Raw genomic sequence first — 12837 nt, 5'->3', positions numbered from 1 at the left:
TAAGATGAAAAACCATGTTGACCGCCTCATTGTAACAACAAAATATACATATTGATAGATTATGGAATTTAATGAAATTAAAAATAATATGTTTTATTGTGTCTTTAAAATTCACGCATAAAATTGTTAAGTCTCTCCACTCTTGAATGTAATATTTGGTTTAGAAAATCTAATCTTTCCTTCCCATTATCTTTGGTTACAATGTCTACTCCAATATCAATCCTTTTTTCTACGTATTCCCCCTTAATCGCTTTCTGTGCTTGCTCCACACTTAGATATCCCACATCATAAGGATTTTGCCCTATAGTAGCACTCACTACTCCTGATTCAATGGCCTTTACCATTTTTCTACTACCTTCTGTTCCGATGACGGGAATCTTTAACTCTTTTTCTTCTATTACTTTTAATGTATCTAGAGCAATTCGATCACTAGTGGCAAATACACCTTTAATATTAGGATAATCCTGTAAAATACGTTCCATTACAGGTACTGGATTTTCGAATCGGTCTTCTCCTAACTGCTCCGTAACAATCTTAATTCTAGCATTCCCCAAAACTTCCCTCGCTCCTTTTATCCGATCTAGCTCAGCTTGATCCCTTAAATTCCCATAAATAACAGCTACTTGATCTCCAGGCTGCAGCGTGGAACCTAATAGCTCCCCTGCTTTTTTTCCTAACAGGGAATGATCAATCCCAATATAAGCGGTTTTATCCTTCCACTCAGCATCCCTGTTTACAAACAATATGGGAATGTTTCTTTTCTTATATTGCTTCAATACAGGAATTGTAACGGATGGATGAGCTGGACTAATGATTAGCGCATCCGGATTTTGCTTTAGAACGCTTTTTAACAGATTAGGTTGGTTTATGATGGGATATACAGCCTCAGGCGCTATCACTTTACCATCTATGTCAAAATCATCAAATGCCTTTTGGGCTCCTGATTCAAAAGCTCTCCAATACTCTACGTCTAATCTTTTTAAAACAACGAAAACTTTAGGTTTATCATCTTCTTTCAGAAAGTGAACTGCAAAACTTAGTAAAGTTACAAGAAAAATTGAATAAACTAATCGAACGATCCCTTTCTTTTTCAATGTTCTTATCCTTCCCTATAAAACTATTGGTCCATTAAAAGGCTTCTCGTGCTATGCTGGATTGAAACTCTATGAAGCAGCCGCTTGCCTATTAGAACCAATACCATCATCACTGCAATAAGGGGCAAAGTAGATTCTGTTTTTATAGTTACATCGCTTCCTATATTCCTTGCTACTATTTGAGAGCCCTAGTATTAATATGCCCCATTTCAATAGAACTCTTAAATCAGAACTATTTATCATTTTAGACAAGAGAACTCCCACTTAATTTTCGTCAAAAAATTAAGTGGGAGTTCGTTCAATAGACTTCAACAAGAATACCATGCTTCCCAAATACTTGAATCATTGCAATTTTTGCATCTTCCTCATCTGGACCATGAATTTCAAGCTTATATGTTTGAGAACTGAATAGAGTATACGTTAAACCCAGAAGACTTTTCGCATCTAAGTTTTTATCATCCGTTCGAATGACAATACTTGATTCGAAGTTATTGGCAGTTTGATTAATATCCAGGATGATTCCTGCATTCTTTTTAGTGAGCTCCATCATCTTTAACCACTCCATTCTTCAAATTTATCGATCATTATCCTGTTTTAGAAAGAAATGACTCCCACAGCAAGTGATATAAGCAACATCACAATTCCTGTTCCAACTGTCCATTTTAGAGTAAATCGTTGGTACTCTCCAAAATCTACTTTGGACATTCCTACTAACAAATAGGTCGATGCTACAAGCGGACTGAGTAAGTGTACAGGTTGTCCCATAAGAGATGCGCGAGCAATTTCCACTGGATCGACCCCATAAGCAGCCGCTGCTTCCGCAATGATTGGAAGAACGCCAAAATAAAATGCATCATTAGACATGAAGAAGGTAAACGGCATACTAATAAATGCTGTAATAATAGGCAGCTGCGGCCCTAACGCATCTGGAATAATGGAAACTAAACTATTCGCCATCGCATCAACCATCTTTGTACCTGATAAGATTCCAGTAAAAATACCGGCTGCAAAAACTAATGATACGACTGCTAACACATTGCTTGCATGGGCTGCGATACGTTCTTTCTGATCTTCTAGTTTTGGATAGTTAATTATGATAGCGATTGCAAATGCAACCATAAATAAGATTGGAAGAGGCATGATCCCCATAATGAGTGCCGTCATAAGAGCCGCTGTTAAAGCAAGGTTAACCCATAACAATTTTGGACGTTTGACATCTATTTGCTCTACAGTTGCTGCCTGTTCTGCAAATGCTAATTGCTCAATACTTGAATATTGGAAATTTGCTACTCCAAGCCGCTTACGTTCTTTCTTTCCAAACATATAAGCTACAAAGATGACCCATAGAGCACCACCAATCATCGCCGGAACAAGAGGGATAAACACGTCTCCCATATCAAGACTTAATGCACTCACAGCTCTTGCAGTAGGGCCGCCCCATGGTGTAAGGTTTGTAACACCGACTCCCATCAGAGCGATTGCCGGTAACATAAGAGGGTTTATCCCAAGTCGTTTATAAAGCGGAAACATGGCTGAAATCGTAATCATATACGTAGTTGTTCCATCGCCATCTAAGGATACAATCAATGCTAGAACAGCTGTACCGACGAGAATCTTTAACGGATCTCCTTTTACCGTCTTCAAAATTTCCCCTACAACAGGGTCGAATAAACCAGCGTCAATCATAATCCCAAAATACAAAATAGCAAACATCAGCATAACACCCGTAGGTGCCAATTCCTTAATTCCCTCTAACGCCATCTCGCCTATTTGAGTCGTAAACCCGCCCATTACAGCAAAAAAAACCGGTACGATCATTAAAGCAATTAATGCTGACATACGCTTTGTCATGATTAAAGTCATGAAGGCTACAACCATTGTAAATCCTAGTATAGTTAACATCTTAATCCTCCATTCTTTTTTTGAATACGCTTTCAAAAATGAAACTAATTAAATCTTCTGACTAAGTGTTCGTTAATTATATTAATTAGTGATTTCTCATGAGATAACTTTCTTGAAGTAATCTTAATTCAATAGAACAACCTGTGTATATAATTAGAAACATAATTTTATAAAAGACTATTTATTTATTTTGTTCATTTTGTCCATTGGCAAAAAAGCGCCTACATTACCAAAAAACAACCTGTTACAACCTAAAAAAGGCGATTCCCTAAATTTTTTAAGGAATTGCCTTTTTTGATTTGTCCTGCTATACAATCGCGCCTAATTTTTGAATAACTTACAAAGCCTGTATTTTACCGACCCCAAATATGTCGTATTAGAATGTATAATCTTGGATTCAATGTACAAATTAACTAGCAAGGTGATATAAAATGTGGAATAAGTTTGTTCCTATCTCCCAGAATGAAACATTATATTTGGTGCATTGATCACTTTCTTCGTTCCTTATAGTATTTCAAATTTATTTAGTTGGATTCGCTCGTGAGGGAAGAACATTATGTTTGAAAAGAAAAAATTAAATAAACTTTATCAAAAGAGTAAAAATCATGAACAAATTAAAAATGAGAATTTGAAAGAGACTCAAAATCAACATTTATCAAGTGATTTGGATTATAACCTGCAAGTTATAAAAGACAAAATAGGTTTCAACTCGGACGTAACAATTCGAACGTTCAATATCGGACAGAGCCATATACGGGCATCAATCATTTATGTCAATGGTATAACAAATAAAGACTTAATTAACGAACATATAATGAAGCCATTAATGTTACATTCCCTTGAAAAGGACACCATCCAGTTAAGCTCTTCAGATCATTCTGGTTTCAAAGAATATCTCAAGAACCATGTTTTATCCGTTAGTGCGATATCAGAAGTCCATACATTGGAAGAGTTAATTTCTCAAGTGCTTTCTGGGGCAACAGCTCTATTAATAGGTGGTTTTTCCGACATTTTAGCCCTTAAAACACAGGGTTGGAAGTCACGAGGGATTGAGGATCCGCCAACTGAATCAGGTATACGGGGACCAAGGGTAGGATTTACGGAAACATTAGAGGATAATACAGCCCTTTTACGCCGATCTACTTTGGATCCGAACTTAACAATACTTGATTATACAGTTGGAAAAAGAACTAGAAAAACTGTCAATATCGCTTATATAAAAGATATTGCCGATCCTGAACTAGTTAAAGAAGTAAGCAGACGAATAGAAAAGATTGATATCGATGATGTACCGGACTCAGGTTATATCGAACAACTAATCGAGGACAACTTTTTATCTCCATTTCCCCAACTTATAAATACTGAACGCCCCGATCGTGTAATTGGAGCGTTAAACGAAGGACGAGTCGCCATTTTATTGGACGGATCACCTTTTGCTTTACTTGCACCTGTTACATTTTCAATGTTTTTACAATCACAAGAAGATTATTATATTCGCTGGATTCCGGGGTCATTAACTCGTATGCTGCGTTTTTTTGCAGCTTTTCTTTCCTTATTCCTTCCGGCCATTTATATTTCATTCGTTTCTTTTCATCAGGGACTAATTCCATCAAGCCTTGCATTTTCAATAGCAGGAACAAGGGACGGTGTCCCATTCCCTACCCTTATAGAAGCACTGGTTATGGAGATAGCGATTGAAATATTAAGAGAAGCAGGTATTCGGTTACCAAAACCTACAGGGCAAGCAGTAGGAATCGTCGGCGGGTTGGTTATCGGAGAAGCAGCCGTTCAAGCAGGTATTGTAAGCCCTATAATGGTTATCGTTGTTTCTATAACGGCCATCTCTTCCTTTGTTTTACCACAATATGCGATAGGAATCACCTTGAGATGGCAACGTTTTATTGTGATGCTTTTCGCAGCTGTGTTGGGGTTATACGGAGTCATTCTTTATTTTCTAATATTTATCATTCATCTCGCAAAACTTAAAAGTTTTGGTGTTCTGTATATTAGTCCTGCTGTCCCCTCTAGTTTGAGTGACTTAAAAGATTTCATCGTTCGTATGCCGCTTATGATGATGAAAAAGCGTCCAACCATGTTGAATCCACAAGATCAAGTTCGAAAAGGGAGCAAAGACTGAATGAGGAAGTGACACTCGTGATGACGAATCCAAAGGACCGAATTTCAACACTGCAAGCAGTTGTTGTCTTAACCTCTACGCATATCGGAGTTGGGAGCCTCATCATGCCAAGAACTGCCGCTGAGGCAATGGGTACACCGGATGGATGGATTTCAGTCATTCTAGGCGGTTTGCTTGCAATAGTTGCTAGTATGATCATCACGAAACTGAACCAATGGTTTCCCGGACAAACGTTCTATCAATATAATCAACAAATCGTTGGAAAATGGCTCGGTTCATTACTTAGCTTAAGCTTAACGATTTATTCAATCGTTTTCGCCGCTTTTGAACTTCGGATCGTAGGGGAAATCACCCAATTCTATTTATTAGATGGTACACCCATCTCGTTCATCACCATAACGATGATGTGGGTAGGGGTATATCTCATTGTTGCCGGTATAAATCCCATAGCTCGTGTGTTTACGATATTATTTCCTATTACTTTAGTCATTTATTTCCTTGTTCTTTGTTTAAGCTTGAAGATTTTTGAACTCGATCATTTACGCCCCGTGTTAGGTTTAGGTATTCTACCGGTTTTAAAAGGAATACCTTCTACTTTTCTTTCTTACAGCGGTTTTGAATTTATGTTAATATGGTTGGCTTTTATGCAACAACCTCAAAAAGCGGGAAAAGCAGCTCTACTTGGAACTTTAGTCTCCATGATTATTTATTTCATAACAATGGTCGTTGTAATCGGCGGATTATCAGTAGATGAAACAAAGACATTACTTTGGCCAACCCTTGAAGTTGTTCGAGAGTATGAGGTAATGGGGTTATTTATAGAGCGTTTCGAAACTTTTCTTCTAGCTGTATGGATCATGCAAATATTCACTACCTTTGTAATATGTTATTATATGGCTTCACTTGGTTTGGCCCAACTCTTTCGAAAAAAATTGAATTCTTGTATTTACTTTTTACTACCAGTCATATTTATAATTGCGATGTATGCAGAAGATATTAATGGCGTTTTTAGACTTGGAGATATCATCGGCTATGTGGCATTTATATTCGGTGGAGCACTGCCAATAATTTTACTGTCTGTCACTTTTTTAAGGAGAAAAAAGCATGAAAAAGCTTCACAGTAAAAAATATTACATATTGCTTCCTCTTTGCTTAATCGTATTGACTGGTTGCTGGAGCAGTCAAGACATTGATGAGCTGAACTTTGGCGTGGCTAAGGGAGTCGATCTTGCAGATAAAGAAAGCCTTGAACAAGAAGTAGATGAAGTAAGCGACGGATATCCAAAAAGGAATTTAATTACGTTGACCGATCAGATCATTTTGCCCGAGGTAACCGCGGCTGAAGGTGTACCACCGCAGAAGGCTTATCTCAATGTTTCCCATACCGGAGATTCTATTCATGAAATGATAAGAGAAAATCGCTTAGAAAGGAAATCAGTCACCTCCCACCATCTAAAAGTAATCGTGATCGGAGAAGGTGCTGCACGGAAAATAAGTCTACAAAATTTGTTAAATGAATTTCTACGTGACAACGTAGCCAGGAGAAGTGTTCTTTTACTAATTGCTAAAGGAAAAGCTAGCGAAACACTGGAAACAAAGGGAAAGGACCCTCCTGGTGAACTACTTAAAGATGTCATATCTAATGAATCAACAAGGCTTATACAGCCAATATCGATTGGGAATGCATCATCTGAGATGACATCTAATAGTAGTTTTCTTCTCCAAAGTGTTGAAGCAAAAAATGGAGAGAATAAATTATCTGGTGCTGCCATTATTAAAGGGGAGACAAAAAAACTTGTTGGTTTTCTATCGGAGGAAGAGATAGAGGGGCTCACTTGGTTAACAGGTAAAGCCACACAAAAAGGGATACTCAAAACCTATCATGAGGAAAAAAAACAAGTGATTGTCTTTGAGGCCTTATCATTAAAAAGCCGTATCAAACCTATTGTCAAAAGAACTGAAATATCTTTTGACGTGGAAATTCAATCAGAAGGGCGTTTAACAGAAGATTGGATGTATGCTGATAACGCTATTTACAACGATCGTTTTCTTAAGGAAGCTGAAAAGGCAGTAGAAAAAAGAGTGCGGCAATTGGTAGAAAAAACCCTAACTAAAATTCAAAAAGATTATCAAGCTGATGTTGCCGGATTTGGAAGTCAACTACGGATTCATTACCCGAGGTTATGGCAAAAGGTAAAAAAAGATTGGGACAAAGAATTTAGTCAAGTGCCAGTGAACGTCAAAGTGAAAATTAACATTCGTAGTTATAGCGCTAAGGGATCAAAAAAATAAACACATCATGTATCTAAACATATCATGTATCTAATGAAAATTTCAGATATTAAAGTTATAAATAGATGATCATTAAAAACAAACTGCGTTAATGATTTTAGGCAGCTGATATTATCCCCTTATAGTCGACACAAAAGAAAGCTCTGTACTGTCTAACTATGAAGGGGATAGTTTGATGGGGAAAACTAGAACAACGTATACCGAAGCATTTAAAATATCAAGCTGTACAAAAGTATTTACATCGTGACATGGAGAGCGGTCATCTAATAGCTCTTCTTTCTTCATTTTTCCACCTAATCGATCGAAATAAATATCAAGAAAATTTTTCACTTAAAATTAGTTCGCTGAAAATGAGCATTTAATTGACCTCTAATCATATTTTTCTTTACATTAGCATCACTTTCTCGCTTTTTGAAATCTCTGCGAATCTCATCGGTTTGAACACCATCTTCAACCTTTTCTGCAATTTCCATTAGCCTTTCTATATCAGAAAAAGAATACTTACGGATACCTGTAGAGGTACGATCTGGAAAGATAAGTCTTCTCTCTTCATAATAGCGGACTTTTCTTTCAGACAAACCTGTCATTTCGGTTACAATGCCCATCGTCATGACTTTTTTATCACGATATGAATTATTATTGATCACCAAAATCACATCCTAACGTCCTTTAATGTATTTTCATTGATGTTCGTAAATACCTTTCCATGAATTTAACAACAGGAAGCGTTTCTGACAAGTTATTTTTTTTGGAAATCTAAATTTATTTAGAATATTTACATACTTATTCCGAATAAAGCCCCTTCTTGTATCTATGAAGAACTACATTAGCTCCAGTCTGGCTAAGTACCCATATGTAATAAGGAAAATGACTTGTTTATTTCGCATTTCACCTAATATATAGCCCCATTTGTATATCGATATTAAAAATTTGCAACGTCTTTAAGTGAAAAATAAATGAGTCAGTTTTAGCTGACTCATTGTTAAGAAAAATATCATAATTTTAGTGCCTTATAAAAATGATTACTTGAGCATCTCTGATTTGCTTTTTTAAATGGTTGTTTGTTCTGCATATTTTTTGAAATTATTTAGGATTGCCTGCCATCCTTGTTGTTGTACCTCAATTGGATTCTCAGTTTCAGCATCAAAAGTTTCAATTACTTCGGTTTCGTTTTCTTGACCTTTAAAAGTGATTTTAACTTTTCTTCCATCGTCCATTGTATAAGTGATAACCTCATGTAACTTCCATTTCTTCCCTTCCACTAATCTCCCCCATTCGTTTAATAAAAAAATCAACAACATTCTTTAGCAGAGCCAAACAAAAAGGTTAATCAAAAGAAAATCGTAATGAAATAACAGTACGAAAAAACGAACTATTATCTCTGAAAGTGGAGCAAAAAACTTTTTTTGAGATTTTCCTAGATTTTAAAAAGAATTTCGGTGAATATGCTAAAATGTTAATTTAGTATGAAAACACATCTATAAATCAAAATACATACTTCAACCGTTTTTCAAACTTTTTTATCAGGACTATCTATCTATCTTTCTTTTGAGACTTCCGTCCTCTTCAACAAGTTCTTTTTCAATATTATCGAAAGAGCGTTCAAAAAGTTCTATAAAGTCATTACCATATATGTTACGAATAATGGTCACCATTTCAATCATGTCAGGAAATTTGCCGTATACATGTTGTAATGGTAATGCCGCTTTGCATACAACATTTTGTAACGGTTCATAATCTTCGAAAAGCTTTAAAAACAATTCTTCTCCTTTTTCTGTCAATTGAATATATGTGTTTCTTTTATCATCCTCCTTTTTGGAGAATTGTAAATATCCCCGATCCTCCAATTTTTTCGAGAAATTAAACGCTGTTGATACGTGCATGACTCCAAATTTGGCAATCTCTGAAATGGAAGCCCTTTTTAAATAATAGGTAATACACAAAATATGGTGTTCATTAAGATTAAGACCATAAGGCTTAATCCATTGCTCCCAATCCTTTTCGATTGATTTCCAAAGTGCTTTGCTTAATTGCATCATTCTTTGACTGAATAATAGGGCGTCCTTGGCTGTAGAATCTTTCAATGTCCTTTCCATATTTCTACCCTCTTTTCGAAATTTTCTGAATGTTATTTGTATTATGCCAGTAAAATAAAAAATAATAAAGTTATTAATACAAAAAAAAATCAAAGTAAATTTTCCCAGCATTAATAAAAAAGGAGTTAAGTAAGGATATTATTTAGAAATGAAATAAATAACTATACGGCCTATCCAGTATAATAAATACTCCTGATCATACTCCAGGATCATTAGTAGTCTTTTAATTCATTATATTAAAAACAAAAAAATCAAACAGAGGCATGGTATGAATTTACATCTTCAACTACAACAAGCCCTTCAAGAATGCGAACGATTAAAGAAAGAAAATAATTATCTAAAACAATTCATCCAAAAGATGACAACCCAACAACAGATAACTGAAAATCAAATAGATTCAAATAAGGTCATTACAAATCGATCTTCTCCTGAGGAAAAAATACTCCTGTTTCATGGAAAGGAACATTACAACAATATGTGGGTCGCTTACATCAGATTCATTCCAATAAACAAGAAGTTAGAGTGTACGACTATGTCGATCATAATGTTCCTGTGTTAAAAAAGATGTATGAAAAACGTTTAAGAGGTTATAGGACTATGGGATACATCATTGATGAACAAGCTTCTTCAAAAGCAGAACAAATGAAATTGTTTTAAATTAGGCTACCATGAAAAAGGTAAAACTACTAATCGGAACAGTAAACAGGGTTGCTACTCTAGTCCGTCGATGGTTTACGTAACGATGAATTTCGGGCAATCAAAAATCCCTTGAATTCATAGAAAATTCGAGGGATTTTCTGTATAACATAATAACTATCTATCATTGGGATTTAACAGGGATTAAAAGAATAAAGCCACCCTTAAATCCTAATTTTACGCATACTTTTATAGAGATTATAAAATAGCGTCCCTCTTAGCCTAAAATACTAGGTTAACAATATTATAGAAAGCAAAAAAGCCTAATCCTAATGGGATTCAGGCTTTCTATTTGTTCACAAAATGGACTTTTACGAATGATACAAGTTTCAATAAAGTTTACACTATTGGAATGTTCACTTTATCGCTAAACTCTTATTCTTAAAGGATAAGTAAGAGACTGTCTCATAAGCTTAAAATGTAATAGAAAAAATACTGATATAGGCTTTTGGAGCATCTATATAGATCGATTTAGAAAATTCGACATGGCCAAAGAACGGCCATGCCAAATTTTCTGAACCTTTGAGAGCAAATTCAAGTTGTTTGGGCCGCCGATTGTGATGGCTCTCGATTGAATGAAGATGTGTCGAACTATTAAGTGGAATGTATATACCTCATTGTAAACAGAATCTTTCTTAATCTAGTTCTTGATAATTTCTCGTTCGTTTAAAGGCTGAACAGGGCGATGGTTATCTGGAAAGATTCGCTGGAATGCTTGAATTTGTTCTTTTGACATTTCAATCGGCTGTTCAAAAACAATCCATTTTACCTCTTCCGTACAAGGAGGCGTCGTTAACGAACCGTTGTAATGGAAAGATGTTTGATCTTCAGGGAGTAAAGCTTGTAAATCAACCGGCTCTTTTACGGAAATATCTTTTTCTGTTTCTTCCTTCGGTAATAGATCCCAAACAGATGCCAGTTTTTCGTTTTCTTTTCCTTCTTGAATCATCACGCCGAGGACGGCAAGCTTACCGTTCGCATCTTGATGCACAAGATGCAGTTCCATATCATACTGTTCACCATTAAACTGATGTAACGCTTTTTCTTTAATGTGATTTTCATTCACTTCTACCATCCCCTTTTATCATCGGTATTCAATAATTTTTTCTCTTTTTTAACTTTCCTAAGGAATCATGATATTCATTTTTGAAACAAATCAATAGGAAAGCCGTAACCGGGCATGCCTGCCGGTGTTGAAATTTTTATTTCTTCTTTCATTTCCCCATCCCATTTTTTCATGTTTTTCGCATCTCCCTAAGATGAAAAAACATGTTTGCCGCCTCATTGTAACAACAAAATATGCACATTGATAGATTATGAAATTTAATCAAATTAAAAATAATATGCTCCATTGTGTGTATAAAATCCACAAAAAGAATGCGACATGAGTAAAAGCACTCATGTCGCATTCTTTTTGCATAAAATGAAAATATTACATTACCGAAAACTGCTTGTTACCTTTTTTCCCGTCTGCTGAAGTGATTGATCGTTTTTGCCAAAAATCCATCTTAATATTAATGGAATGATAAAGAGGATGAAAAAGACCCGAAAAAGCTGATAGGCAGCGACCATAGAAACATCAGCATTGACCATATGGGCAGTTACCCCCATTTCAGGAAGGCCGCCCGGGGCTATGCTTAAAAAAGCCGTAACAAGATTCATAGGATAAATGAGGCTTAGTACATACGCAATGACAAGCGCGAAAGCAACAATCAAAAAACCTGCCGCCAGCGAAAATGGCAGCAGACGCCGCCAGTTGCCAAGCGTGTTAAATTTAATGCCAAGTCCCAAATAAATACCAAGACTGCACTGGGCTGCAATAATTAGTTCCTGCGGCAGATGCGGCGGCGCCCAGCCCGTTACAGTGAAAACAGCAGAAGTTATAAGCGGACCAAGAATCCACGGTGTTGGAAACCTATATTTTGCTGCAAGGACAGCAACAATTAACACAGTTGCAGCAACAATCAGAACACTCGGTATGGAAAAAACGGCAGATGGGCCTTCGGCAGAAACCTCCATTGCCATTGAGTTTCCACTGACAGATCCGGCCAAGCCGTGTATAGCGAGAGACGGAACTATGAAAACAACTGTCAGCATGCGGATGGTTTGCATGAATGTAACGATGGTCGGTTCAGCCCCTTTTATTTCTTCACTCAACAAGACCATTTGCGATAAGCCGCCAGGGGTCGTTCCCATCACGCTGCTAGGCAGGTTGATGTTGGTATAGCGGGATATAAAATAAGCAACGGCTAAACCGAAACCAATCATTAAAACGGTCGAGAAAAACATGAAGGGCAGCTGAGCGGCGATTTGACGGGCACTTTGGGCCGTAAAAGACAGGCCCATACTGTAGCCCAGCAATAATTGACCACCATTTCGGCAGCGAATCGGCCAATACAACTTACGTTTTGTCATTACCTGCCAGAAGAGAACAGCAGTCAATGGCCCCAGCATCCACGCGAGTGGAAAATGCATCACTGTAAATATTTCTCCTCCGGCAAAAGCGATAAGAATCGTTTCAATTAGCTTGAACAAATCGCTCTTACTTATCCAAAAGCTCCTGCTGGACGAATGGAGCATGATACAAACCTTCTTTCGTCATATACGTAAAGTCGATGAT

The 12837-nt window shown here is 36.6% G+C and carries 10 protein-coding genes and 1 pseudogene; 3 read left to right on the top strand and 8 right to left on the bottom strand.

Annotated features, from left to right (window positions below):
* Window positions 1-104: 104 nt before the first annotated feature.
* The 3 genes from BK575_RS10000 to BK575_RS09990 all read right to left on the bottom strand — a co-directional run bounded on the left by BK575_RS10000 (window position 105) and on the right by BK575_RS09990 (window position 2996).
* The gene (locus BK575_RS10000; protein ID WP_169907699.1) at window positions 105-1094 is read right to left on the bottom strand and encodes a sugar ABC transporter substrate-binding protein; all 990 of its coding nucleotides are present in this window, start codon (window positions 1092-1094) and stop codon (window positions 105-107) included.
* A gap of 298 nt (window positions 1095-1392) precedes the next feature.
* Entirely contained in the window at window positions 1393-1644 is a 252-nt protein-coding gene (locus tag BK575_RS09995; RefSeq protein WP_235867352.1) for an HPr family phosphocarrier protein, read from the bottom strand.
* A 44-nt stretch (window positions 1645-1688) separates the two neighbouring features.
* The gene (locus tag BK575_RS09990; protein ID WP_078410239.1) at window positions 1689-2996 is read right to left on the bottom strand and encodes a CitMHS family transporter; all 1308 of its coding nucleotides are present in this window, start codon (window positions 2994-2996) and stop codon (window positions 1689-1691) included.
* Window positions 2997-3552: 556 nt separating this feature from the next.
* Between BK575_RS09990 and BK575_RS09985 the strand changes: the two genes are divergently transcribed.
* The 3 genes from BK575_RS09985 to BK575_RS09975 are packed head-to-tail and all read left to right on the top strand — an operon-like array spanning window position 3553 to window position 7425.
* Entirely contained in the window at window positions 3553-5133 is a 1581-nt protein-coding gene (locus tag BK575_RS09985; protein WP_078410238.1) for a spore germination protein, read from the top strand.
* A 17-nt stretch (window positions 5134-5150) separates the two neighbouring features.
* A complete protein-coding gene (locus tag BK575_RS09980; RefSeq protein WP_078410237.1) occupies window positions 5151-6257 on the top strand; it encodes a GerAB/ArcD/ProY family transporter in 1107 nt (368 codons plus the stop codon).
* A complete protein-coding gene (locus BK575_RS09975; protein ID WP_078410236.1) occupies window positions 6238-7425 on the top strand; it encodes a Ger(x)C family spore germination protein in 1188 nt (395 codons plus the stop codon). The genes BK575_RS09980 and BK575_RS09975 overlap by 20 nt, the downstream gene beginning before the upstream one ends.
* 326 nt (window positions 7426-7751) lie before the next feature.
* Here BK575_RS09975 and BK575_RS09970 read toward each other — a convergent pair whose 3' ends face one another.
* From BK575_RS09970 to BK575_RS09945, 5 genes and pseudogenes are all read right to left on the bottom strand, one after another.
* Window positions 7752-8075 (bottom strand): MerR family transcriptional regulator, encoded by a 324-nt coding sequence (locus BK575_RS09970; RefSeq protein ID WP_169908016.1) that lies wholly within the window; start codon window positions 8073-8075, stop codon window positions 7752-7754.
* Between the two features lie 399 nt (window positions 8076-8474).
* Window positions 8475-8669: pseudogene (locus tag BK575_RS09965) on the bottom strand (SRPBCC domain-containing protein); the annotation flags it as partial.
* Window positions 8670-8954: 285 nt separating this feature from the next.
* The gene (locus BK575_RS09960) at window positions 8955-9521 is read right to left on the bottom strand and encodes an HTH-type transcriptional regulator Hpr (protein ID WP_078410235.1); all 567 of its coding nucleotides are present in this window, start codon (window positions 9519-9521) and stop codon (window positions 8955-8957) included.
* Between the two features lie 1336 nt (window positions 9522-10857).
* Window positions 10858-11283, bottom strand: a complete 426-nt coding sequence (locus BK575_RS09950) for a carbonic anhydrase family protein (RefSeq protein ID WP_235867351.1) — start codon at window positions 11281-11283, stop codon at window positions 10858-10860.
* A gap of 371 nt (window positions 11284-11654) precedes the next feature.
* Window positions 11655-12797, bottom strand: a complete 1143-nt coding sequence (locus BK575_RS09945) for an AbrB family transcriptional regulator (RefSeq protein WP_235867350.1) — start codon at window positions 12795-12797, stop codon at window positions 11655-11657.
* Window positions 12798-12837 lie beyond the last annotated feature (40 nt).

The sequence above is a fragment of the Priestia abyssalis genome (assembly GCF_002019595.1).
Taxonomy (GTDB): domain Bacteria; phylum Bacillota; class Bacilli; order Bacillales; family Bacillaceae_H; genus Bacillus_BA; species Bacillus_BA abyssalis.
Note: the sequence above shows the minus strand (reverse complement) of the source record. Positions and strands in the feature narration are given on the sequence as shown.